Source organism: Sulfitobacter donghicola DSW-25 = KCTC 12864 = JCM 14565, from assembly GCF_000622405.1.
In the GTDB taxonomy this organism is placed as follows: domain Bacteria; phylum Pseudomonadota; class Alphaproteobacteria; order Rhodobacterales; family Rhodobacteraceae; genus Sulfitobacter; species Sulfitobacter donghicola.
In genome coordinates this window covers 1,198,922-1,221,346 of sequence record NZ_JASF01000005.1, presented here as the reverse complement: position 1 = coordinate 1,221,346, position 22,425 = coordinate 1,198,922, and the positions used below count along the sequence as shown (strand labels likewise).

At 54.7% G+C, this 22,425-nt stretch carries 22 protein-coding genes; 8 read left to right on the top strand and 14 right to left on the bottom strand.

Annotation, left to right across the window (positions count from 1 at the left end; genetic code table 11):
- Positions 1 to 8 precede the first annotated feature (8 nt).
- The 3 genes from Z948_RS18715 to mutY form a co-directional block, all read right to left on the bottom strand.
- Entirely contained in the window at positions 9 to 473 is a 465-nt protein-coding gene (locus Z948_RS18715) for a response regulator (RefSeq protein ID WP_025058817.1), read from the bottom strand.
- Positions 474 to 531: 58 nt separating this feature from the next.
- Positions 532 to 1,683 carry an alkane 1-monooxygenase gene (locus Z948_RS0106815; RefSeq protein WP_037951369.1) on the bottom strand — a complete coding sequence of 384 codons (1,152 nt, stop codon included), beginning with the start codon at positions 1,681 to 1,683 and terminating at the stop codon, positions 532 to 534.
- Between the two features lie 72 nt (positions 1,684 to 1,755).
- Positions 1,756 to 2,793 carry an A/G-specific adenine glycosylase gene (gene mutY / locus Z948_RS0106810; RefSeq protein ID WP_037951367.1) on the bottom strand — a complete coding sequence of 346 codons (1,038 nt, stop codon included), beginning with the start codon at positions 2,791 to 2,793 and terminating at the stop codon, positions 1,756 to 1,758.
- Positions 2,794 to 2,938: 145 nt separating this feature from the next.
- Between mutY and Z948_RS0106805 the strand changes: the two genes are divergently transcribed.
- From Z948_RS0106805 to Z948_RS0106795, 3 genes are read left to right on the top strand one after another with little or no spacing between them, the layout of a single operon-like run.
- Complete coding sequence (locus Z948_RS0106805; protein WP_025058814.1) at positions 2,939 to 3,445, top strand: DUF721 domain-containing protein; 507 nt, start codon at positions 2,939 to 2,941, stop codon at positions 3,443 to 3,445.
- 52 nt (positions 3,446 to 3,497) lie between these two features.
- Positions 3,498 to 4,181: a DsbA family protein gene (locus Z948_RS0106800; protein ID WP_025058813.1), complete on the top strand. Its 684-nt coding sequence runs from the start codon at positions 3,498 to 3,500 to the stop codon at positions 4,179 to 4,181.
- Positions 4,181 to 5,293: a CaiB/BaiF CoA transferase family protein gene (locus Z948_RS0106795; protein ID WP_025058812.1), complete on the top strand. Its 1,113-nt coding sequence runs from the start codon at positions 4,181 to 4,183 to the stop codon at positions 5,291 to 5,293. The genes Z948_RS0106800 and Z948_RS0106795 overlap by 1 nt, the downstream gene beginning before the upstream one ends.
- Here the strand turns inward: Z948_RS0106795 and lpxK are convergent.
- From lpxK to Z948_RS0106765, 6 genes are all read right to left on the bottom strand, one after another.
- On the bottom strand, positions 5,290 to 6,291 hold the full coding sequence (lpxK, locus tag Z948_RS0106790; protein WP_025058811.1) for a tetraacyldisaccharide 4'-kinase: 1,002 nt from the start codon (positions 6,289 to 6,291) through the stop codon (positions 5,290 to 5,292). The genes Z948_RS0106795 and lpxK overlap by 4 nt on opposite strands.
- Positions 6,291 to 7,523: a 3-deoxy-D-manno-octulosonic acid transferase gene (locus Z948_RS0106785; RefSeq protein ID WP_025058810.1), complete on the bottom strand. Its 1,233-nt coding sequence runs from the start codon at positions 7,521 to 7,523 to the stop codon at positions 6,291 to 6,293. The genes lpxK and Z948_RS0106785 overlap by 1 nt, the downstream gene beginning before the upstream one ends.
- A 7-nt stretch (positions 7,524 to 7,530) precedes the next feature.
- Complete coding sequence (locus Z948_RS0106780) at positions 7,531 to 7,773, bottom strand: DUF4170 domain-containing protein (protein ID WP_025058809.1); 243 nt, start codon at positions 7,771 to 7,773, stop codon at positions 7,531 to 7,533.
- A 73-nt stretch (positions 7,774 to 7,846) separates the two neighbouring features.
- Positions 7,847 to 8,623 carry an inositol monophosphatase family protein gene (locus Z948_RS0106775; protein ID WP_025058808.1) on the bottom strand — a complete coding sequence of 259 codons (777 nt, stop codon included), beginning with the start codon at positions 8,621 to 8,623 and terminating at the stop codon, positions 7,847 to 7,849.
- On the bottom strand, positions 8,610 to 9,956 hold the full coding sequence (locus Z948_RS0106770; protein ID WP_025058807.1) for a TldD/PmbA family protein: 1,347 nt from the start codon (positions 9,954 to 9,956) through the stop codon (positions 8,610 to 8,612). Before Z948_RS0106770 ends, Z948_RS0106775 begins: the two co-directional genes overlap by 14 nt.
- 119 nt (positions 9,957 to 10,075) lie before the next feature.
- The gene (locus Z948_RS0106765) at positions 10,076 to 11,611 is read right to left on the bottom strand and encodes a DUF2125 domain-containing protein (RefSeq protein ID WP_025058806.1); all 1,536 of its coding nucleotides are present in this window, start codon (positions 11,609 to 11,611) and stop codon (positions 10,076 to 10,078) included.
- Positions 11,612 to 11,763: 152 nt separating this feature from the next.
- Here Z948_RS0106765 and Z948_RS0106760 point away from each other — a divergent pair, with 152 nt between their 5' ends.
- The 4 genes from Z948_RS0106760 to Z948_RS0106745 all read left to right on the top strand — a co-directional run bounded on the left by Z948_RS0106760 (position 11,764) and on the right by Z948_RS0106745 (position 15,932).
- The gene (locus tag Z948_RS0106760; RefSeq protein WP_025058805.1) at positions 11,764 to 12,513 is read left to right on the top strand and encodes an SDR family oxidoreductase; all 750 of its coding nucleotides are present in this window, start codon (positions 11,764 to 11,766) and stop codon (positions 12,511 to 12,513) included.
- The gene (locus Z948_RS0106755; protein ID WP_025058804.1) at positions 12,510 to 13,118 is read left to right on the top strand and encodes an enoyl-CoA hydratase/isomerase family protein; all 609 of its coding nucleotides are present in this window, start codon (positions 12,510 to 12,512) and stop codon (positions 13,116 to 13,118) included. The genes Z948_RS0106760 and Z948_RS0106755 overlap by 4 nt, the downstream gene beginning before the upstream one ends.
- Positions 13,119 to 13,428: 310 nt before the next feature.
- Positions 13,429 to 14,760 carry a mechanosensitive ion channel family protein gene (locus tag Z948_RS0106750; RefSeq protein WP_025058803.1) on the top strand — a complete coding sequence of 444 codons (1,332 nt, stop codon included), beginning with the start codon at positions 13,429 to 13,431 and terminating at the stop codon, positions 14,758 to 14,760.
- The gene (locus Z948_RS0106745; RefSeq protein WP_025058802.1) at positions 14,757 to 15,932 is read left to right on the top strand and encodes a TIGR03862 family flavoprotein; all 1,176 of its coding nucleotides are present in this window, start codon (positions 14,757 to 14,759) and stop codon (positions 15,930 to 15,932) included. The genes Z948_RS0106750 and Z948_RS0106745 overlap by 4 nt, the downstream gene beginning before the upstream one ends.
- On the opposite strand, the gene Z948_RS0106740 is transcribed toward Z948_RS0106745, so the two are convergent.
- The 5 genes from Z948_RS0106740 to Z948_RS0106720 all read right to left on the bottom strand — a co-directional run bounded on the left by Z948_RS0106740 (position 15,929) and on the right by Z948_RS0106720 (position 21,163).
- Positions 15,929 to 16,522 (bottom strand): glutathione S-transferase family protein, encoded by a 594-nt coding sequence (locus tag Z948_RS0106740; RefSeq protein WP_025058801.1) that lies wholly within the window; start codon positions 16,520 to 16,522, stop codon positions 15,929 to 15,931. The genes Z948_RS0106745 and Z948_RS0106740 overlap by 4 nt on opposite strands.
- Before the next feature lie 4 nt (positions 16,523 to 16,526).
- A complete protein-coding gene (holA, locus tag Z948_RS0106735; RefSeq protein WP_025058800.1) occupies positions 16,527 to 17,534 on the bottom strand; it encodes a DNA polymerase III subunit delta in 1,008 nt (335 codons plus the stop codon).
- The gene (lptE, locus tag Z948_RS0106730) at positions 17,531 to 18,016 is read right to left on the bottom strand and encodes an LPS assembly lipoprotein LptE (RefSeq protein WP_025058799.1); all 486 of its coding nucleotides are present in this window, start codon (positions 18,014 to 18,016) and stop codon (positions 17,531 to 17,533) included. The genes holA and lptE overlap by 4 nt, the downstream gene beginning before the upstream one ends.
- Positions 18,003 to 20,576: a leucine--tRNA ligase gene (gene leuS, locus Z948_RS0106725; protein ID WP_025058798.1), complete on the bottom strand. Its 2,574-nt coding sequence runs from the start codon at positions 20,574 to 20,576 to the stop codon at positions 18,003 to 18,005. Before leuS ends, lptE begins: the two co-directional genes overlap by 14 nt.
- 89 nt (positions 20,577 to 20,665) lie before the next feature.
- Positions 20,666 to 21,163: a DUF3576 domain-containing protein gene (locus Z948_RS0106720; RefSeq protein WP_025058797.1), complete on the bottom strand. Its 498-nt coding sequence runs from the start codon at positions 21,161 to 21,163 to the stop codon at positions 20,666 to 20,668.
- A gap of 276 nt (positions 21,164 to 21,439) precedes the next feature.
- On the opposite strand from Z948_RS0106720, the gene Z948_RS0106715 reads away from it, so the two are divergent.
- The gene (locus tag Z948_RS0106715; RefSeq protein WP_025058796.1) at positions 21,440 to 22,336 is read left to right on the top strand and encodes a porin; all 897 of its coding nucleotides are present in this window, start codon (positions 21,440 to 21,442) and stop codon (positions 22,334 to 22,336) included.
- Positions 22,337 to 22,425 lie beyond the last annotated feature (89 nt).

Genomic DNA, 22,425 nt, shown 5'->3' with positions numbered 1-22,425 from the left:
ATTTATGATTACGAAGCCCTGCGCATTGAGGCGCGGCGGGGGCGTCTGGCGTAACGGATGCGGCTGTGATGGTCCGCCCGACCCTTTAGGGCATCTTCCAGATAGCTCGCGTTAAAGTCGGATTTACTCACAACATAGTTTACGCCAGCGACAGCTGCCTTTTCCCACATAAAGGGTGTGGGCCAATCACTAACCATCACAATCGGGGTTCGTTTTAGTTGTGGGTACGAGGCCAATTCGATCGCAAAGTCCGCCCCGACACCATCCGGGAGGTCATTGTCCAATAAAATCAGTCTGACCGCCCCCGAAGACAAAGCGCCCCGCGCAGCCTGCAAGGATGGTGCAATCTGAATCCGCATGCTCTTTTGTGACCGTGCAACGACACGCGCCATCATAAGCTGGTCCACTGTATTGTCTTCGACGATTAGGCAGATTTCACTTGATGTAGTTGTCCCGACGTTTTCCTGCTGCATATGAGTTCCCTAACCATTCAACATAGGGCCTGTATGGCAGTTAAGGATTAAAAACCACTTAGCGCGGAAAAGGGTTTGTCGCGCGATTATAGGGCTGCCAATCGGTTATCTCGGGGTAATACATACCCCGCCATTTCCGCACCCGAGGGTTCATGAAGCGCCGCCAAAGAGGGGGCACCATGGCCATCATTGTCATTAGCGGATAGCCATAGGGTAATTGTGGCGCCTCATCTGCAGCATAGTTTTGCAAAATGACAAAACGGCGGTCGGGTTTGTAATGGTGATCCGAGTGCCGCTGCAAATTGATCAATAGCCAGTTTGAAGCTTTATGGGCCGCGTTCCAGCTGTGATGGGGGCGAACGTGCTCGTATTTTCCGTCACCCAGATGTTTTCGGGTCAGCCCATAGTGTTCGACATAGTTAACTAATTCTAGCTGCCAGATCGCCGTGCCTGCCTGAAAAAGGAATAGCCCCAAACCAGCCCAGCCGCCCAAGATCAAAGCGAAGACAACAAAGGCCAGTTGCAGCCCCCAATAGCGCCAAAACGGGTTGCTTTTGTCGTTCCAAGGTAGGTTTTTGCGCGCCAGCATGTCCTTTTCTGCCTTAAAGGCACTTTGATAACATTGGCGAAGGACCCGAGGATAAAAGCGGTGGAACCCTTCGTTATAGCGCGCGGTAACAGGATCACGTGGCGTGCCAACATAGCGGTGATGCACCAATAGATGCTCAGAACGGAAATGCGAATAAAGGACCATCGCCAGCAATACATCCGCCATATTGCGTTCTAGTTTGCTCTTTTGGTGCATCAACTCGTGAGAGTAATTGATCCCTACAGTGCCGGTAATCACACCTATCCCGAAAAAGACTCCGATGCTTTCTAGGGTACTTAAGTGTTCTGCTTGGGGGACGTACCAAAGAAGGCTGGCCAACAGCAGAAACTGGACCGGAGTCCAGATAAGAGTGATCATCTTGTACCAATAAAAATCGTCTTCGGTGGCTGATAGATCGGCGTTTTCAGTGTTTAGGCCCAAGGCGTAATCAAGGGCTGTAAACAAATACCATGTTGTCAAAGGCACAATGAGCAACGTCCAGCCGCCATAAAAGGCCCCAACCCATGCCAAGGGAGCCAGAGCAAGTGACATCCAAAACGGCAACGCCCGGCTAAGTCGGGCAAGTTCGGAGGGCGGGATAGGGTCGGTTGAGGTGCTCATGTCATTTGCCTTGGTTATCTGATGGGACGATCATAGCAGAGGCTTTGACTATGTCATTGATCACATGATGCCTTATTGCGCTAAATCAAACGCCTTACGCATCACTGTAGGCAGATCGGAGGGCCGAAAGTCAGAAAGGGATCTGAACGTGCCTCTGTTTGGTGTGCTATCTTTGGGTAGCTCAGCAACCATGACCTTTAGGATTAAATGGAAATGGGTAAAGGTGTGGCGAACCTCTCCTGCTTGTTCCGCCCAATGGCCAGCCGCTGGCGCGTTCCCCTCTGGAAGGGGGAGGCTGGTATCGACCCAATCTGTTCCTGGCCAGCCAAGCATGCCGCCGAGAAGCCCTTTTTCAGGTCGCGTTTCCAACAGCCACGCGCCATCTTCTCGCTTGCCTAAAAACACGGTGCCATGGCGGATTGGCTTTACCTTTTTCGGAGCCTTGCGGGGAAGGTCGGCCATGGTTCCTTTTTCACGCGCAATACAGGGATCACGCCAAGGGCAGATGCCGCATGACGGGGATTTGGGTGTGCATGTTGTTGCGCCTAAATCCATAATTGCCTGTGCATAATCACCGGCTCGGTTTGAAGGGGTATAGGATTGTGCAAGCGCGCGCAGTTCTGGCTTGGCCTCTGGTAGCGGGGTGTGGATATTATGCAGGCGGGCCAGCACGCGTTCAACATTTCCGTCCAACACTGCATAGGGCAGGTCAAATGCAATCGACGATACCGCGGCCGCCGTATAGGGGCCGATACCGGGAAGCTTGAGAAGCGCGTCGTGATCTGCGGGGAATATCCCACCATGATCAGCCACCACGGTACGTGCGCATTTCAATAAATTCCGTGCGCGGGCATAATAGCCAAGGCCAGCCCATTCGCCCATCACATCGGCGTCTTTGGCATTCGCCAGATCAAATACCGTGGGCCAGTGGGCGATAAAACGCTGAAAGTAATCTTTGACTGTTACAACCGTAGTTTGCTGCAGCATAATCTCGCTGAGCCACACGGCATATGGATCGGGTGTAACACCTGCCATCCGATCCTGTGGCGCCACACGCCAAGGCATTTCTCGTGCATTTTCATCATACCATCCCAGCAGGATTACAGACATGTTATGTTTTTCACGCACTGTTTATGAACCAATCCTGAATTGCCATAGTGGCAGGGCCGCAAGGTTGCGCTATGATACGAGGTGAGTCACACAGCGCAGTAGCAGATGTGATGCCACCGCTAGGAATAGAAAGCAAACAAACCTGATGCCACCCCGTCGCACCACCACAAAAGGATTTGCCCGAACAGCAAGCCTGCTGACGGCGAAAATCCGAAAAGCATCGGAAAGCCGCGGGTTTGCGCAATCGCGGTTGCTGACCAATTGGGCCGAGGTTGTGGGCGATGATGCGGCCTCTATCTCGCGACCTGTTGAGGTATCTTATGGGCGTGGCGGCATGGGGGCGACGCTGACGCTGTTGACCACTGGCGCAAACGCTCCTGTCTTAGAGATGCAAAAGGAACAACTGCGCGCAAAGGTAAATGCCGTCTACGGGTATAACGCTATTGCGCGCGTCCGCGTGACACAAACCGCCGCAACAGGATTTGCCGAAGGGCGCGTGGCCTTTGAACATGCCCCCAAAAAGGCATCCAAGGCACCTGATCCAGCCCTGCGCGTAAAGGCCGAAGAAAACGCCGCCCATATCGGTGACGAGTCGCTTCGCGATGCGTTGGCGCGTCTGGGCGAAAACATATTGAACAAGCAAAACAGCTGAGCGTGCCTAGCACCGCCAGCCCTTAAGAACTCTGATCGAAGGACCTATCGAAATGAACCGCAGAAACATCCTCCTTGGCGCTTTCGCCGCGCTTGGCCTTGGCAGCTGGTACATGACAAGCAACAAAAGCAGCACAACAGTTGCCTTCCCTGACGCACCTCTACCTGGGGCGGCAAACGCCCAAGGTACAAACGCTGATATCGACACATCAGGCATTCAGGACATGGTTATGGGCAGCCCTGATGCGCCCGTTGAAATCATCGAATATGCATCCTTCACCTGCCCGCACTGTGCGACGTTCCACCAAACTGTGTTTAAGCAGCTCAAGGCTGACTATATCGACACGGGCAAGGTGCGTTTTGTCTATCGCGAAGTTTTCTTTGACCGCTTTGGCCTATGGGCATCCTTGATGGCACGCTGTGGTGGTGAGGCAAAGTATTTTGGCATCGTTGACCTGCTTTATGGCGACCAGTCCAAATGGACCCGCGCAGGTGATCCTGCCGCAATCGTAGAAGAGCTGCGCAAGATCGGCCGTTTGTCGGGCCAAGATACCGAAACCCTAGAAGCCTGCCTGCAAGACGGTGAACAGGCGCAGGCGATGGTTGCGTGGTATCAGAAAAATGCCGAAGCAGATGGCATCGACAGCACGCCCAGCTTTGTGATTGATGGCAAAAAGCAACCAAACATGAACTACAACGATATGAAAAAGATCATCGACGACGCTTTGGCGGGCTAGTGGCAGCGCCGCTTGAAGGTTTAAAGGTCATTGAATTGGCCCGTGTTTTGGCTGGCCCTTGGGCTGGCCAAACGCTTTCTGATCTGGGCGCGGAAGTGATCAAAGTAGAAAGCCCGTCTGGCGATGACACTCGCCAGTGGGGCCCTCCCTTTGTTGAGCGAGACGAAGATAAATCCGCGGCGTATTTTCACTCGGCTAATCGCGGCAAAGCATCTGTTGTGGTTGATCTGCGAACGGCTGAGGGGCAGCAAAAGCTGCTTGGCCTTCTGGAAGACGCCGACATCTTGATCGAGAATTTCAAGACTGGTGGCTTGGCGAAATACGGAATGGACTACGACAGCCTGAAGGATAAATTTCCCAAGCTGATCTATTGTTCGATCACGGGCTTTGGCCAAACGGGCCCTTATACGCACCGCGCGGGATATGATTTCATCATTCAAGGCATATCCGGCCTGATGTCGATCACCGGAGAGCCTGACCGCCAGCCGCAAAAACATGGCATGGCTATCACCGATATCTTTACTGGCATCTATTCGACCACAGCCATTCTGGCAGCAGTTCACCAGCGCCAAACCACAGGGGTAGGGCAGCACATTGATATGGCTCTGCTCGATTGCGCCGTTGCGATCACAGGCAATCAGGCGATGAATTACCTCACGACCGGAATTGCCCCGACACGGTTGGGTAACGCGCATCCAAACCTTACCCCTTATGAGGTTTTCGAAACCTCTGATGGTCACCTCATCATCGCAACAGGGAATGACGGGCAATTTCAACGCCTCTGCATTCTCTTGGGATTGGACGACATGGCCCACGATCTAGACTATGCCAGCAATGCGGATCGCGTCGCCAATCGGCCTGCTATGAATGCACGCTTAGAGGCGGCGACCCGTAAATTCACCAGCGATGATCTGTTGCAAGCCTGCGAAGATCACAACGTGCCCGCCGGCCCCATCAACTCGATGGAAGATATGTTCAACGATCCCCAAGTCAAAGCGCGGGGGATGCAAATTGAACTAGATGGCGTTCCGGGGATCAATTCCCCCTTTAAGTTTTCGAATGCGGAACTGGCCCATCACCGGCCTGCGCCGAAACTTGGGGAAGATGACTAGCTTTGTCTAGTTCCGTTTTTGGCCATTGTGTCCAAGGCATCCCAAAGCGGGTTTTCCTCTTTAAACTGCAAACGAACAGGTAGGGTAATAACCTTGGTTCGGTACGCAGCAGGTAGACGAACCGCATCCTTTTCCGTTGTGACCAATTGTGCACCTTTGGCTCGGGCATCCGTTTCTAACCTGCTGAGCAAGGCGCTGGTAAGGGTTTGATGATCCGACAGAGGTTCGGCATGGATCAAGGTTGCGCCTAGGCTGCGAAGGGTTGCAAAGAATTTTTCGGGATGGGCAATACCTGCGAAGGCAAAGAGGGGCGTGTCGCTCCAATCCATGCCCGTTTGCAAAGGGGCCAACGTGGCGCGAACATGATCTAGCGTTTTAGGAACCACGGATACGTCAAAGCGGCTATGCGCCTCTTCTCCTCCGATTGACAATAAAATATCGGCGCGCGCTAGACCTGTTTCAACAGGCTCACGCAGGGGGCCCGCAGGAAGGCAAAGCCCGTTACCAAAGCCTTTGTCAGCATCCACAACAACGACATTTAGATCATAGGCCAAAGCCGGATTTTGAAACCCATCATCCAAAACGATGACCTTTGCACCTTCCGCTTGGGCGGCCAAGGCTCCCGCTGCGCGATCCTTGGCGACCCAGACTTCGGCGAAGGCTGCCAGTAACAGCGGCTCATCGCCGACCTGCGCCGCTGTGTGCTTGGCAGGATCAACCCGAACTGGCCCTTCCAAAGTACCACCATACCCACGGGACACGATATGGGGTTCGAAATACTTATCCCGAAGGCGTTCGACAATTGCGATGACAGTTGGCGTTTTGCCGGTGCCGCCCGCGTTAATGTTGCCCACACAGATCACCGGAATATCCATCCGCTTGCGCGGCCCCTGCGAAAGCCTGCGTTCTGTGGCATAGGCGTATAGCATCCCAAGGGGTTGCAACAGTCGCGCCAAAAGGCTGGGCTTTGGCTTGTGCCAAAAATCAGGAGCACGCATCAATAAATTCCTTGCCGGCTGTCTAGCGCATCCTGCACCAGATCGGTGATCTTATCCATCAATGCGGCGCCTTCGCTGACAACCTCCCAACCAGCATGCGCCATGATTGCGGCCTGATCAGGGGCCACCAAACGGGACACGGCCATGCCCAAGGCTGCGCTGTCATTGATAATTCGGGCCGCTCCTGCAGCGGCCAAGCGTGAGTAGCTTTGCAAAAAACGACCAACACGCGGGCCATATAGGATCGCAGACCCTAGCGCAGCGGCCTCTAGAGGGTCGATGTTTCTGCGTCCCGCGACCAATGAACCGCCCAAAAAGGAAACCGGTGCGATCCGGTAAAAAAGCCCGATATCGTGAGGATCTTCGCTGAGCAATATTTGGGTCGTTTCATCCGGAAACTGGCCATCATCCCAACAGGCCACGCGGAAATCTTCAGAGATGATTTGTGGGAGCGCCTCCTGTGGGCTCAGGTTTCCTGCAGGTCTAAGAACCAATAGAAGCCGATGAGAAAGGCTCAACGCTTGTCGATGGGCGGCTAGAACGGTGTGCAGCTCTTCCTGATGAACACCATTTGCATACCAAATCGCCCGCCCGACACAGGCCGCTGAAAGTTCGGCCAAATCGGTTTCATTGCAGGGCAGCGCATGGCCGCCGGCCCGAAGCGCACTGGTTACTTCGACAACGTCTTTGCCCAAGCCCAGTTGCGCCAACCTGCGCCCAGCAGCTGGATTGCGGACCATAACGGCCTGAAAAAGCGGTAGTAAACTGCGCGCGACATCAGGCAACCAGCGATCTCGCCGCCCATCAAAGCCAGCAGCCTCTCCGTCGATCAGGAACAAAGGGATATCTAGATCATGAGCGGCAAAGATGAGGTTTGGTCGTAAATCGCCCCATGTCCAAATGCAGCAATCGGGCGACCAATGGTCCAAGAACGCTTGTACGCTTGCAGGGTGATCTTCGCAGATAATATCCAGAAAGATACCGCTAGGCAAAGTTGCTGCAAATTCGTCTTCTGTACGTGGCGGTGAGATTGACGTTATCAGGACATTCAAACCTGGACGGCTTGCAATCTGGCGCAGAGCCAAATCAAGCACGGCAAGAAAGGTGTTGGTCTCTGGGCAATGAATCCACAGCAACTCACCCTTTGGGCGGATGGTGTCATAGGACGGTATCCGCCCGTCGCCGCGCCGCGCCAATGCGCGATACGCGGCAAGGCCCAATGAGCGGGCCATCTCGGGCTTAGCCTAGTTCTTCGGTTGAGGAGGCCGCCGCCTCTTCGTCGCGAAGGCGGTGCAGGTGGGCAATGAAATAACGCATATGTGCGTTGTCTACAGTGCGCTGGGCTTCGTTTTTCCATGCATCATATGCCGCATCATAGTTGGGAAAAATGCCAACGACATGAATATCATCGACGTTTTTAAAGGTGTTTTCGCTGGGGGTTACCAGCTCTCCACCAAATACGAGGTGCAGGCGTTGTGTCATGGGATCAGGTCCTTTGATTATACGTAAAGTCTGTTTGCACGGCGATGCCTAGTGCCGTCAAGGTGACAAACCTTTATGCCAGCGCATCCATTACCGCCGTGTGAATCGCATTGCCTCCTGCGACAACACCGTCCAACCGTGGATCAGCCGAGTTAAACCGCAGGGGCGCGCCGCGTTGGTTGGTAACGGTGCCACCTGCTTCTGCTACGATAAGAGCGCCCGCCGCGATGTCCCATTCCCAACTGGGTCGCAACGTGAGCATGGCATCAAATTTGGCCTGTGCGACCAGACCCAACCGGTAGGCGAGCGAAGGCCGATAGGCGGGTGTAAACGGCGGGCAAACACCTTCGCGCCAAACCGTACCTGCCATAACTGGCTTTGCCGCCAAAATACTAGACTTGGATAGGGTATCATTGCCTGAGGCCATGATGGGAACACCATTCAGCTGGGCTCCGCCGCCACGGGAAGCTGTATACAGAAGGTTGCGCAATGGAAGATATACAACGGCCGCTGTTACTTCACCATGTTCTGCCACAGCAATAGCATGGGCCCATGTGTTTGCCCCTTCGGTAAAGCTGCGCGTGCCGTCAATGGGATCGACGATAAAGACGCGATCATGGCCAAGCCTGACCGTGCCATCCTCGGTTTCCTCCGATAGCCAGCCATAATCTGGGCGCGACCTGAGAAGCACCTGTTGAAGCAGATCGTTTACGGCCAAATCTGCCTCGGTTACGGGGCCCGCACCATCGGGTTTATCCCAGCGCTTGGCGGATTTCCCGACAAAGCTGGTCGCGACACGGCCAGCCATACGCACCGCATCAATCAAAAGGGGTAGATCAGTTGCCGGCAATGGTCATCCCCGGCACCAATAGTGACGGCACAACACGGCTTAGGTGGGTTCTGGCGTCATTTGCAGGGATCATAGCCAACAGCATATCGCGCAAGTTGCCTGCGATTGTGCATTCGTTGATGGCATGCGTCACCTCACCATTCTCAACCCACAGCCCCGCTGCGCCACGTGAATAATCGCCTGTATTGGGATTGATCGTAGAGCCGATCATCGAGGTGACCAGCAGCCCCGTTCCCATATCGCGGATCAAATCCTCACGACTAGAGGTACCTTGGGTGAGCGCCATGTTCCATGGGTTTGGTGAGGGGCCAGAACCGGTGCCGCGCGCGGCGTTCCCTGTCGAGGGCAGGTCCAATTGACGCCCCGTGGCAAGATCAAGTGTCCAGCTTTTTAGGATACCATCTTCGATAATGGCACGTTTTTGCGTTGGCAAAAACTCGCCATCAAAAGGTCGGCTGCCTGTGATGCGTGGGCGGTGCGGGTCCTCGATAAGGGATAGGCCTTTGGGCAAGACTTGGGTGTCCATCGCATCGCGCAGGAAGGATGCCCCGCGGGTAATGGCGCTACCGTTGATGGCACCCAACAAATGGCCGATTAACGTGGTGGAAACACGTTCGTCGAATAACACGGGAAAAGAACCTGTTGGCGGTTTGCGTGCATCTAATCGTTGCAAGGCCCGCTCGGCTGCGCTGCGCCCGATCTCAGAAGCACTGCGCAAATCGCTTTGAAAAATGCGGCTATCACCGTCATAGTCACGCTCCATGCCGGTGCCAGTTCCCGCAATCGCGACACAACTAAGTCCGCGATCTGAACGCTGGTAGCCTCCTGAAAACCCGTTTGATCCCGCCAAAAACACTTCGCGTGCGCCATAGCCGGCGCTGGCGGATTGCACCTGCGTGATGCCCTCAATCTCTAGGGCGGCTGCCTCGGCCTCGGCGGCGTCCTGCTGCAGGGCCGCAGGCGCGGGTTCATCTGTGGGGTCAAACAGCTCTAGCGTGGAAGCATCCCAGTCCTGAACAATCTGATCTTTTGCAGCCAATCCAGCATAGGGGTTTTCGGGCGCTTCCTTGGCCATAGCCACGGCGCGTTCAGCCATCTCAGATAGCGTGCGCGATGAGGTATCGGAGGCCGAAACGATGGCGCTTCGTTGCCCGACAAATACGCGTAGCCCGATGTCTGTGCCTTCCTCGCGCTGGGCCTCTTCCAACGCGCCTGCGCGGACATCGACCGATAGGGAGGTTCCGCGAACAGCCATGGCATCAGCATTATCTGCACCAGCCGATTTGGCGGCGTCCAGCATCTGGGCTGTTAAGGCATCAAGGGCTTGGGTCATCGTTCTCTCCTGATTAGAGGATAGAGGTAGCGGTGGTAACCTTTACCCGCAAGGGCGTGAACAAAAAGAAAAGGCGACCCGCGTTGGGCCGCCTGATCACTTGCAAGAATGCTAAGAGCCTATTTCAAGCGCTGGCCATTGGCCAAAATGTGACCTTCTTCGTTAAACTCGATCTTTGATTTCAATGTGTCAGGCGCATCACCTGGTACCGCAAAGACACCCATCATCATCCGCGCGCCCATCACTTGTTCTGGTGGCAACATGCCCATGGCAACCAGTTTGTCGATCAAAGCATTTGCACCGGATAGGTTGATGTTGATGTCGCCGACAGGTTTCGGAAAGCCCGGCAAGGTGGTTTTGTCGCTGTTATCAAAAGTCAGATCACCAGTTGCATCCACCTTTGCACCAACAGCATCAACTAGAATCCGTTCGATTTTCAAGGCCTCCAATTCACCCGCGGTCTCGCCCCGTTTCACCATTTCTTGAACCGCTTCGGGTGCAAATGTGTCGACCAACACCTTGACCTTACCGCTTAGGTCAACGGCGATCGTCGCGGGATCACGGGGCAGCTGGCTGGATGGATCAAACAGCGCCCAGATGATATCGGACATTGAGAGGTTGGTCATGTTCAGCGCAAGCGAAACGTCCTGCGGATCATCTGATTTCAATACCGGCATTGCCAGCTCAAAGCCCGAGTTCTCCATTTCCATAAACAGGGGGAAAGGGACGCCAGCCAGCTGACCTCCGATCTGAACGCCGGAGGCTTCTACATCATAGTGGATGCCCTCAGCCCCCATCGAAACCGCGAAAGCCGAGCTGCCAGAACCGGTTTTGATCTTTGATGTTCCGTCTTCGGAGGTGATCTCCATCTTCGTCTCGGTGCCTTGGGTCGTGAAGTTCCCTTTGAACCCAAAACCAGAAGCAAGCATTGCGGCCATTTCCTGAGACATATCCATGCCGTCGGCAGGAATTGTGCTGATCCCAGAGAAATCCAGATTCTTTGCAACGGTGTTAACGGTCATTGCCTCGACGCTGTCAGGGGATTTGAAAAACAGATCATAGGCGATGTCGCCCCATTTTATGCTTTGATCATAGCTGCGGGTTTCGGCGACTGATACTTTGGTCAAAGACGTAATCGAGTTGCCGGTTAAGGAGAATTTGGCGGTGTCTTGATTAAACGCAGTTCCGTCGATGGTTAAGCTGGTCAAATCCAGCCCAAAGGTTTCGGCGCTATAGTCATATTCCATCGCTTTTGGATCACCGCTCACCAGCATGCGCTGACCGCTTTGAGAATAGTTTAACGCGATTTTCGCCGGACGTTCCGTGCTTTCGGGTGAAATATTAATCTCGATCGGAAGCGTGGTTGGCATGACAACTTCAACGGTACCGTCACCGCCCTGTACAAAATCAACGCTTCCCATGCTGATCGACATCTCTTTGATATCTGGACCACCATTGATTTGAACAACAATGTCAGCAACAGAAAGGGTATCACCGGATGTGGTTTCGTTTGCAGTGACCGAATATCCCATACCCTCAAGGTATTCGCGCCAGTCCCCCCAGACTTCGGCAGAGGTGAGATCGGCTGAGGCTGTTGTGGCCGCTAACGACAGGCCAAATGCTGTAGACGCTAAAAAAGATCGGCTGGGCGACATGATAAAAATTCCTCGTCTTTCAATTCTTTATCCCAGCGTCTGGCAAACTGCGTTTAGGGTCAAGAGGGCGGCACAGGCTGGTTGTTGCCGCTCTGGCAAGGTACGAACAAGGAAATGCCGACTCAAATCCGGTGATTTATGGGAGAATACGAATGGATATGACCTCAAAAACAGTAATGATCACAGGGGCAAGCCGCGGGATCGGGGCTGCTGCTGCGCGGGTTTTCGCCAGTGCAGGCGCAAACGTCGCTCTTTTGGCGCGCTCTCAAGATGATATCGCTGCCCTTGCGGGTGAAATTGGTGACCGCGCCATTGCGATTCCATGCAACGTTGCGCGCTATGGCGAAATGTCATCGGCGGTTGCGACAACGGTTCAGGCATTTGGTGGCTTGGACGTGTTGATCAATAACGCAGGCGTTGTGGATCCGATCAGCCATCTGGGCGCAGCTGATCCAGATGCATGGGGCCAGCTGATTGATATCAACGTAAAGGGTGTCTTTAACGGCGTTCATGCTGCCCTTCCCGCGCTCAAGGCGCAGGGCGGAGGCTCTGTCCTCACCATCAGTTCGGGGGCCGCCCATAACGCCATTGAGGGGTGGAGCGCGTATTGCACATCAAAGGCGGCGGTGAACATGCTGAACCGCTCTTTGCATTTGGAAGAGGCCGCGAATGGCATTCGCGCTATTGGCCTGTCTCCTGGGACTGTCGCAACCGAAATGCAGCGGGTGATCAAAGCATCAGGCATTAACCCTGTCAGCCAGTTGGATTGGGACGTGCATATTCCCGCAGACTGGCCAGCAAAATGTTTGCTTTGGATGTGTAGCGCTGAAGCGGATCAATATCTCGGCGAGGAAATCTCGCTGAGGGAAGACACAATTCGACGGGCTGTAGGGCTGATATGATTGAACTAGACCAAAATGACGGCATCTGGACGGTAACGTTAAACCGTCCGGACAAGGCAAACTCCCTTACCGAAGCCATGCTGCGCGAGCTATGCGAAATCATGGAAAGCGCAGGCGAAGCGCGTGCCGTTATCCTAACAGGGCGCGGCAAGGTGTTTAGCGCGGGGGCCGACCTAGAGGCGGCGCGTGCTGGCCTCGCTGTGTCTGACCTGTGGGAACGTCTGTCAGGCGCGATCGCCGCGCTGCCAGGGCTGACGATTGCCGCCTTGAACGGCACGTTGGCTGGTGGGGCGATGGGCATGGCGCTGGCCTGCGATATTCGCATCGCCGTTCCGGGGGCCAAGTTCTTTTATCCGGTGATGAAACTGGGCTTTTTACCACAACCCAGTGATCCGGCGCGCATGGCCGTACTGATTGGCCCATCCCGAACGAAATTGATCCTGATGGGTGGTCAGAAAATCCCAACCGATGAGGCGCTGTCGTTCGGGTTGATAGACCGCGTTGTTGAGGGGGATGTTCTGCTAGAGACGGCACAATCTCTTTGTGCGGATACCGTATCGGCATCCGCTGAGATCGCGCAGGGTATTAAAGAGATGTGTCGTTAGATCAAAGGAACAAACGGCACATCACAAGCGGCCAACATCAATAGGGAAGTGAGGATAAGTGCGATACGCATTTTGCTGCTCCATTTGTTGTAGCGCCTTTGGCGGCGGCTTTTTCTTTGCTTAACACAGGTTGTATTCTTCGCATACTCTTTGCCGTGTGACAGGGGGAAAGTCACTGACAAGAGCACTGTATAGGCAGAGATCAAGCAATTCGGCCTGATTATTTACTGCCAAACTATGGATGACTTGATCCTATTTGACCACTAGGCCAAGAGTATCGGGCAGCCAAAATTAATTTAAGGGTACCATCATGGATTTCGACCTCTCTGAATATCCCCCCATCGTTCAGCAAATCGCGGGCTATGGCGTACAGGGATACGAGTTGGCCATGGGGTGGCTGCTGAGTCCTGCTGCGTGGTCGCAGTTTGGGATCTTGGTTGGGGCCTATCTATTAGCTGTTGTCATCACGCGGCGCGTGAAGCCGACGCTGCATAGGGTGATTGATCCGGGCGACAAGCAAAACCTGTTCACCTCCTCGCGGCTATTTGTGCTGCAATTCTTGCCGCTGGTCCTACCGCTGCTTGCCTATGTGTTGACGGGGATCGGCGAGCAAATCGTCAGGTCCATCTTTGATAGCGGTGCCGTGATTGCCTTTGGTAAGCGCGTGTTCATGTTCCTCGCGGCGCGTATTTTCGTTCGCGACATCCTGACGGACCCGTTCCTAAAGCTTCTTGGCCGCTTTATTCTGCTGCCGATTGCGGGGCTTTATGCGTTGGGCATGCTTGATCTTGTCACGCTCAAACTGACCGAAACTGTTGTGGGTGTGGGGAACATCCGCTTTTCCCTGATCTCGATTGTGCGTGGCGTGATTGCAGGGTCGATCCTGTTCTGGCTGGGACAATGGTCAAACAGCCAAACCTCTGCCTTGATTGAAAAGCAAGAGATGCGCCCATCGTTGCGGCAGCTTTTGATCAAGGTCGTCGAGTTCATGATTTTTGGCGCGGCGTTCCTGATCCTGATGAATGTCATGGGGATTAACCTAGGGGCGCTGGCCGTCTTGGGTGGTGCCATTGGTGTTGGTCTGGGTTTTGGCCTGCAAAAGATTGCGTCAAACTTTATCTCGGGTGTGATCCTGTTGGTCGAAGGGCAGGCAACTGTTGGTGACTACGTCGAGCTGGATGGCGGCGAAGCAGGTACTATCGTCAAGATGACCGCACGGGCTGCTATCTTGGAAACCTATGATGGCCGCTGGATCGTTGTTCCAAACGAAGACTTTATTACAACGCGTGTGGTCAACTATTCGGACTCAGGTTCAGCCAACCGATACGAGGCCGAATTCTCGGTTAGTTATGACACGGACATTAACCTTGTCCCTGACATCATCGAAGCTGCGGTGGCAAAGCACCCCGAGGTCCTTGACCTGCCGTATCCTCCAGATTGCGAATTGCGCGGATTTGGTGATAGCGGCATCGATTTCGCGGTGGAATTCTGGGTGAACGGCATTGACGATGGCCCGAATAAATACACCTCTGATGTGCTGTTCCTGATCTGGAACGCCCTTCGCGATAATGACATTGTCATCCCTTATCCGCAGCGAGTTGTAGAGATCAAAGGCGGCTTGCCGGTTGCTGACGCATCATGAACACAGCAATCATTATTGGCGCAGGCCCTGCGGGACTAATGGCGGCCGAAGAATTGGCCAAGGCGGGTGTGTCCGTCACAGTTTGCGAGGCAAAGCCATCAGTTGGACGTAAATTCCTGATGGCAGGGAAATCGGGTTTGAACATCACCAAAGATGAGGCCCCCGAACAATTTTTGGCAGCATTTACCGAGGCTTCACCGCATTTGGCCCCGATGATTGCAGCCTTTGGCCCGAATGAGATCAAGCTATGGGCAGCCGAGTTGGGGCAAGAGCTGTTCACAGGTTCAACGGGCCGCGTGTTTCCAAAAGCGATGAAAGCTTCGCCTTTGCTGCGTGCGTGGCTTGGACGTCTTGATGCGTTGGGTGTCACGTTTAACACGCGTTGGCGCTGGACGGGTTGGAGCGACGGCGGCCTGCGCTTTGACACCCCTGAGGGCGTGCAAACGCTGGGTGCTGATGTCACGATTTTTGCGCTGGGCGGAGCAAGCTGGAAAAGATTGGGTTCGGATGGTGTTTGGGCTGAGGCGTTTCAGGCAAAAAACGTGCCAGTGACCCCCTTCTCGGCTGCCAATGCTGGGATCAAAATCGACTGGTCCTCCTTTATGGAGAAACATTTTGGCTTTGCGTTGAAGGGGATTGCACTATCCTCTGGCCCTTTCACATCTCGTGGCGAAGCGGTCATATCGCGGCAGGGGATCGAAGGCGGAGGGGTCTATTCCGTTTCTCGCGGCGTGAGGGACGGCCACCAACTGGTTGTTGATCTGGCGCCCGACCAAACGCTGGAAAACATTGGAAAGAAACTGTCCAAACCTCAGGGCAAGGCCACGCTCACCAACCACATGCGAAAGGTGCTCAAGCTGGATCCGGCAAAGATTGCCTTGCTGCAAGAGATGGCAAAGCCACTGCCAAAAGACCCAAAGCAATTGGCGAAACTGATAAAAGCAGTGCCTGTGCAACATTCAGGGCTTCGACCCATGGACGAGGCGATCTCGACCGCGGGGGGCGTTGCGTGGAGCGGGGTGGATGAGACGTTGATGCTGCAAAGCATGCCAGCAACCTATGTTGTGGGGGAAATGTTGGATTGGGAAGCCCCCACCGGAGGCTATTTGATCACGGCATGCCTTGCGACAGGCGCATGGGCAGGGCGCCATGCAGCCGCGAAGATTGGTTAAGAACTGGTTTGCGCTCGAACCGCTTTGAACGCGTCGCGTTTGCGCAGCTCTGCCGCCCAAGAGCCAAGGCGCTCATCCACCTTTGGGAACTTTGCGCCGATGGACCAGTTGATACAATGAACGGCCAATAGGTCAGGTACGGTTATCTCGTCACCCATCAAAAAAGGGCCATCCAGACGATTGGCCAGCACGGTTGACGCGCGCAGGAACTCGGCCTTCAAACTGTCTTTGATGATCGGCACACGCATGTCTTCTGGAAAGACAAAGCTGTGTTTGGCAGCGGCCCAGAGAATCGCGTCGAATTCGTCGATCAACCAGAACAGCATCGCATCTTGGCGTGCGCGTTGCGGGGTGCCTGCAGGTGCAGTCAAACCGCCATGTTTATCCGCAAGGTACTGCATGATCGCGACAGAGTCGGTGAGGGTTTCCTCACCATCCACAAGGGCGGGTACTTTGCCCGAAGGGTTATAGTCGCGAGCCTCTTTTGAGGCGGGCTTTACTGGGATAACTTCATAGGGCTGGCCAAGCTCTTCGAGCATCCACATGACGCGAAAGGCGCGTGTGGCTGGTGCTCCGATAACTTTATACATGGTGTTAGCCTCCTCTGCTGGCCCCAAACATGGCGAGGCGAATGAACGTGCGTTCTATGATCGCCATTGCAGGGGCAGTTTGCCCTGCTGAGCGTAGTTGCAAATCAGTGTCTGTCAAAATCGTCAGGGCGGTCTCTAATTTCGGTGTCCCCCAATCGCGGGCTTGGCGCATCACACGGTCGCGGTCGCGTACGCCCCAGATCGGGGCACCAGGGTTGCAGGCACTACGGTGGAGGGTGCGGAAATGGCGCATGGCCATGATGCTCAGGGTCACAGCGTTCACGCCTTGGCTTTGCAGGCGGCGCATCAAGGGGCCGATCAGCTTGATCTGTTTTTCAGCGATGACGTTGATGATGTCATCGACAGCGGCCTCAACCGAGGCAGGGGAACAAGCCGCAAGATCATCAAGAGATACCGCCGTGTCCGTATCGCTGAGTTTGTACAACGACAGCTTTTCAAGGGTTTGGCGAAAATCACCTGGATCAAGGCTGCGAGCAAGGTCTTCCAGCGCGGTCATTGCTGGTCCATCCGCCCGAAGCTTTGCCTCGTTTAAAAGGCGCTCAATTTCGGCGCGGTCAGGGGGATCATCAAAGATACCCCACGCATAGGCGTTGCTGTGGGTTTGAAAGGCCTTGAGCAGTTTGGACGTTTTTTTCAAATCCCCTGCGGTGATGATGATTTGCGCATCCCCCGCCTGCCAATCCTCCATCGTTTGGATTATGGTTTGCGCCACCAGTTCGGTTGCGCCCTCTACAAAGGCAGCGCGGGGACCAGGGAAAAAGCCGACAGCTTTGATGGCATCCATCAACAGCGCAGGTTCGCGCCGCAGCTCGCCTGCAGGAATGCGGGTGAGTCGCATTTCCTCTTCGGCGGCAGGGCCGAGCAGCGCTTTTAGGTACTCTTGCCGTTTGAGGGCCACGCGCATGGCGTCGCTGCCGTATAACAACAGCCCAAGCTTATCCTTGGGCGGTTTCGCGACGATCCCAGCGCCATCGCGGCGACCTAGTTTCATGAGGGCAGGTCCGTAGCAAACAAGCGGGCGGTGATTTGGTCGCCAAGGATGTTCATCAGCCGCTCAACGGCGTCCCGCTCAGCAGCCAAAGATGCAACAGTGGTGCCTGTGGCCGAGTAAGCGGTAAAATTCTCGACTTCGCCAGAAGAGAGAACATCACCAGAATTAGTGTCACGCAACGCATAGTTGACACGACCCGTCAAATTAAACCGCGTCGTGTCACCCGCCGTGTTAATTGCCAGCCCGTCTTGCTTCAACACGATGTTCAGGTCTAACGCATACCGTGCCGAGCTACCGCTACGCCCCAGTCGGGTTTCCAGATGGCGTGTCAGCAGGTAGCCCGCTTGTGAAGACGGCTCTTGCACCAACACCTGCCCGCGCAGCTTTGTTCCCGCGCCCTCAGGGCCATATGCAGGCGTAAAACCACAGGCGGCCAACGCAAAGGGCAGCGCGATCAGGCTTCGGCGGTTAAACAACGACATTCACAATCCGCCCCGGGACAACGATCACCTTCTTGGGTGTTCCGCCGTCAAGGATACGGATAACAGCCTCATGGGCAAGGGCCAGCTTTTCGACCTCATCCTTTGGCATCTCGGCAGGAACGTTGATTTCGCCGCGACGTTTGCCGTTCACCTGAATAGGCAGGGTGACATTGTCGTCCTTCAGCATGGATTCATCAACAACCGGCCAAGGGGCTTTGGCGATCAGGCCCTCGCCGCCTTGGTTCGCCCAAATATCTTCGGCCAAGTGTGGCGTCATCGGTGACATCAGCTGTGCCAGCGTCATTACTGCCTCGCGCTGCGCGGCTTTGGATGCTTTGGATTTTTGCAAAGTCGCGGTAAAGCCGTACAGCTTGGCGATGGCGGCGTTAAATCCAAAGCTTTCAATCGCCATGGTCACATCGTGGATGGCTTTATGCATCTGTCTCAGCAGATCATCATCACCTTCGCCCTTTGCCCCGTCTTCCATCGCACCGATACGGTCACAGATGTTCCAAACACGAGTGAGGTGTTTATAGGCGGCTTCAGCGCCTGAGGCTGTCCATTCGACGTCACGTTCGGGAGGCGAATCGCTGAGCACAAACCAGCGGGCCGTATCCGCACCAAAGGCGGAAATGATGCTGAGTGGATCAACAACGTTGTTCTTGGATTTGGACATTTTGGCCGATGGGATGATCTCAACCTCTGAACCACCCTCTTTGAGGAAGGCCTTGTCCCCTTTTAGGTCCACCTCTTCGGGATAGTGGAAGACAGGGCGCCCATCTGCGCCTGCTTCGGTCTTGTAGATCGCGTGGGTCACCATGCCCTGAGTGAACAGCGCATCAAAAGGTTCGGCGGCTGATTTTGGCAAATGCCCCGTGATCTCCATCGCGCGCGCAAAGAAGCGTGCGTAAAGTAGGTGAAGGATCGCGTGCTCGACCCCGCCGATGTATTGATCGACGTTCATCCAATACTCGGCATCATCCATCACGGTAGGCGTATCGGCATGAGGCGCAGTAAAGCGTGCGTAATACCATGACGAATCCACAAAGGTATCCATCGTGTCGGTTTCACGTTGCGCAGGCTTACCACAAGACGGGCAAGGCGTTGTGCGCCATTCCGTGTGACGGTCCAGCGGGTTTCCTGGTACGTCAAAGGTGACGTCTTCGGGCAATTTAACGGGCAGGTTCTCTTTCTTTTCGGGAACAACGCCGCAGTCATCACAATGCACAACAGGAATAGGGCAGCCCCAATAGCGCTGGCGGGACAGACCCCAGTCGCGCAGGCGGTATTTAGTGACACCTTGGCCAACACCCTGAGATTCGCAGAACGTGATCGCGGCATCAATCGCCTCTAGGCCCGTTTGCCACTGCTCGCCCGCAAAACCGCGGTTGAAGAAAACCTTTTCGGTTTTGGCAGGCACAAAGGCTTCGGTTAGTTCTTCATTCGCGTCTTCGCTGGGCAGGAAGGTCGAGATGATCGGCAGGCCATATTTCGTCGCGAATTCAAAATCGCGCGGGTCATGGGCAGGGCAGCCAAAAATTGCGCCTGTACCGTAATCCATCAAGATGAAGTTCGCGATGTAGACTGGCAGCTCTTGTGAGGTGTCAAACGGATGACGGACGCGGATACCTGTATCAAAGCCCAGTTTTTCGGCTGTTTCGATCGCTTCTTCTGTTGTGCCGCCTTTGCGGCATTCTGCCGTAAAGGCCGCAACTTCGGGATTGTCACGTTCCAGCAGTTTGGCAATCGGGTGATCTGGTGAGATGCCAACAAAGCTGGCGCCGTTCAGCGTATCAGGCCGCGTTGTATAGACTTCGATGCGGTCATGGCCATCAGGGGCGTTGATTGCGGAAAAGGCAAATTGCAGGCCGCGCGATTTCCCGATCCAGTTTTCCTGCATCAGGCGTACCTTGGCAGGCCAGTTTTCTAGCGTGTCCAGCCCGGCAAGCAGCTCTTCGGAGTAATCCGAGATCTTAAAGAACCACTGTGTGAGCTCGCGCCGTTCCACCAGCGCCCCCGAGCGCCAGCCGCGCCCTTGTTCAACCTGTTCATTCGCCAGAACGGTCATATCTACCGGATCCCAGTTCACGATGGCGTTCTTGCGATAAATCAGGCCAGCATCGATCATATCAATGAACATCGCCTGCTGGTGCTGATAGTAATCTGGGTGGCATGTTGCGATTTCACGCGACCAATCCAACGAAAAGCCTAACGGCTTCATCTGGTTTTTCATGTCTTCGATGTTTTGATAGGTCCACTCACCGGGGTGAATACCTTTTTGCATCGCTGCGTTTTCAGCGGCCAAACCAAACGAATCCCAACCCATCGGGTGCAAGACGTTAAACCCTTTGGCGAGTTTATAGCGCGCAATGACATCGCCCAACGTATAGTTACGTACGTGGCCCATGTGAATCCGCCCCGAAGGATAGGGAAACATCTCAAGGACGTAATACTTGGGCTTATCCGCCGAACGAACAGCTTTGAATATCTCGTCCTTTTCCCAGGCGGCTTGCCAGCGGGCTTCGATCTCGGATGGGGTGTAACGGGTGGTAGAGGTCATTTTAGGCAGGCCTTTTTACGCAGCAACGCCGGACGTGTGGTGTTCACAATGCCCGGCGCTGTAAAAAATCAATTCGGTTGGTGGGGCGATTAGAGTTTGTTGTCAGAAATCCGCAGTTCACGCGCGCGCGAAAGAATCGCGTCTTCGACGGCGCGTGTCGTTGCTCTGCTCACTGCGCCACCGCGGGATTGCAATGCAACATGCAAAGAACGTGCATCTAACGCAGGATCGTCGATCAAGACAGTCGCACGATAAGAACGGCCGCCACCCGGAGGTGTTCCAAAGCCGGTGACGATCACACCAGTGAATGGGTCAACAGAAGTTACGGGCAAGAAGCTAAGCACCTCCAGTGAGGCGCTCCATAGGTATTTGTTTACGGCTACGGTGCTTTCGGTGCTCTTATTATTGAACAGCGACCAGATTGTATTGCTCGAATCAGTTTCGACAACTGAAGGAACATTAGGGTTTTGATACTGAGCAGGCCGCTCAGTCGCGGGTTTGCCGATCTTCCCGATTGATCCACAGGCCGACAATGCGCCAAGCGCTACCGCCAGTATCACTATATTTCGTGCCCGAATGCGCGCCATTGTCGCCACCTTACCGTTGTTTTCTATGCAATACCCAAGCAAAGGCATCTGGGCAAGGTCAATGTATATATAGTGCGTCGGTAGGGCGCCCTGTTGCCGAACGGGAAAGCTGCAGGCGAAAGGGGAAGGTGTGGCAAAGCTGCACCATCAATGACGACATTGCTTTCTGGCGAACTGGTTTGCTTGCCAAAAGCCGAGGCGCGGCGCAAAAGAGCATCATACCTTGATCGGAATTCCCCGGTCGGGTCCTATTGAATTCAAATCGAGGGAAAACTCATGAAAAAAGTTCTCTTCGCAACAACAGCTCTGGTCGCCACAGCTTCAGTTGCAGCAGCAGACGTATCATTCTCCGGCTACGGCCGCTTTGGTATCGTATACAACTCTGACGATGGCACAGGCGACAGCTCCACAGACCTGACAAGCCGTTTCCGCTTGCAGATCGACGCGACAGCTGAATCCGACGCTGGCGTTACTTTCGGTGCACGTGTTCGTCTTGAAGGCGAAGAGCGCGACGCAGCAAACGGCAACCGCCCACAGTTCAACGGCGTTCGTTACTTCGCACGTTCCGGTGGTCTGGAAATCGGTGTTGGTAACATCTTCGGCGCGCTTGAGTTCATGCCTGGCATGTACCCAATCGACATCGGTCTGACCGGTCACAACTATGACTACACCGCATACAACTTCCGCGGCGACGCGTACTCCTCCGGTGGCCTCGGCGACGGTGGCGACAACGGTGTAGAAGTTCTGTACTCCGCAGGCGACTTCTCCTTGCACGTATCTGCGTCTGACACAGACGACCGTATCGCAGCACACGTTGCATACACATGGAACGGCTGGACATTCGCATTGGGTGCACAGGATTCCGACAACGCAGCTGACACAGAGTTCGCAGCATCTGTTGGTGGTTCCTTCGGTATCGCAGACGTTACATTGGCATACGCAGACAACGGCACAGCAGGCGATCACATCGTTCTGGCCGGTCGTGTTGACGTAGGCGCAGCAACAAACATCGAAGCTTATGTTGCAGACGCTGACCAGTGGGCTGACACATCCTTCGGTATCGACTTCAACCACGACATGGGTGGCGGTACATCCCTGCGCGGTGGTGTTTCCACAGGCGGTTCCTTGGGCGACGAGACCATGGTTGACTTGGGTGTTCGCTTCAACTTCTAAGTTGAACAATACTATCTAATAGATTTGGGGCAGACTTCGGTCTGCCCCTTTTCTTTTCCGCATTGCTGTTATTTGTAGGCCCTAGAACA

Bases quoted from the DNA above. Each gene is read 5' to 3' on its own strand.
- Z948_RS0106770 (WP_025058807.1), bottom strand. From the start codon at position 9,956: ATGACCCAAGCCCTTGATGCCTTAACAGCCCAGATGCTGGACGCCGCC.
- Z948_RS0106750 (WP_025058803.1), top strand. From the start codon at position 13,429: ATGGATTTCGACCTCTCTGAATATCCCCCCATCGTTCAGCAAATCGCG.
- Z948_RS0106745 (WP_025058802.1), top strand. From the start codon at position 14,757: ATGAACACAGCAATCATTATTGGCGCAGGCCCTGCGGGACTAATGGCG.
- Z948_RS0106765 (WP_025058806.1), bottom strand. From the start codon at position 11,611: ATGTCGCCCAGCCGATCTTTTTTAGCGTCTACAGCATTTGGCCTGTCG.
- lptE (WP_025058799.1), bottom strand. From the start codon at position 18,016: ATGTCGTTGTTTAACCGCCGAAGCCTGATCGCGCTGCCCTTTGCGTTG.
- Z948_RS0106715 (WP_025058796.1), top strand. From the start codon at position 21,440: ATGAAAAAAGTTCTCTTCGCAACAACAGCTCTGGTCGCCACAGCTTCA.
- Z948_RS0106785 (WP_025058810.1), bottom strand. From the start codon at position 7,523: ATGGCCCGCTCATTGGGCCTTGCCGCGTATCGCGCATTGGCGCGGCGC.
- Z948_RS0106805 (WP_025058814.1), top strand. From the start codon at position 2,939: ATGCCACCCCGTCGCACCACCACAAAAGGATTTGCCCGAACAGCAAGC.
- Z948_RS0106760 (WP_025058805.1), top strand. From the start codon at position 11,764: ATGGATATGACCTCAAAAACAGTAATGATCACAGGGGCAAGCCGCGGG.
- Z948_RS0106800 (WP_025058813.1), top strand. From the start codon at position 3,498: ATGAACCGCAGAAACATCCTCCTTGGCGCTTTCGCCGCGCTTGGCCTT.
- Z948_RS0106740 (WP_025058801.1), bottom strand. From the start codon at position 16,522: ATGTATAAAGTTATCGGAGCACCAGCCACACGCGCCTTTCGCGTCATG.
- Z948_RS0106720 (WP_025058797.1), bottom strand. From the start codon at position 21,163: ATGGCGCGCATTCGGGCACGAAATATAGTGATACTGGCGGTAGCGCTT.
- Z948_RS0106780 (WP_025058809.1), bottom strand. From the start codon at position 7,773: ATGACACAACGCCTGCACCTCGTATTTGGTGGAGAGCTGGTAACCCCC.
- Z948_RS0106815 (WP_037951369.1), bottom strand. From the start codon at position 1,683: ATGAGCACCTCAACCGACCCTATCCCGCCCTCCGAACTTGCCCGACTT.
- lpxK (WP_025058811.1), bottom strand. From the start codon at position 6,291: ATGCGTGCTCCTGATTTTTGGCACAAGCCAAAGCCCAGCCTTTTGGCG.
- mutY (WP_037951367.1), bottom strand. From the start codon at position 2,793: ATGTCTGTAATCCTGCTGGGATGGTATGATGAAAATGCACGAGAAATG.
- Z948_RS18715 (WP_025058817.1), bottom strand. From the start codon at position 473: ATGCAGCAGGAAAACGTCGGGACAACTACATCAAGTGAAATCTGCCTA.
- Z948_RS0106755 (WP_025058804.1), top strand. From the start codon at position 12,510: ATGATTGAACTAGACCAAAATGACGGCATCTGGACGGTAACGTTAAAC.
- holA (WP_025058800.1), bottom strand. From the start codon at position 17,534: ATGAAACTAGGTCGCCGCGATGGCGCTGGGATCGTCGCGAAACCGCCC.
- leuS (WP_025058798.1), bottom strand. From the start codon at position 20,576: ATGACCTCTACCACCCGTTACACCCCATCCGAGATCGAAGCCCGCTGG.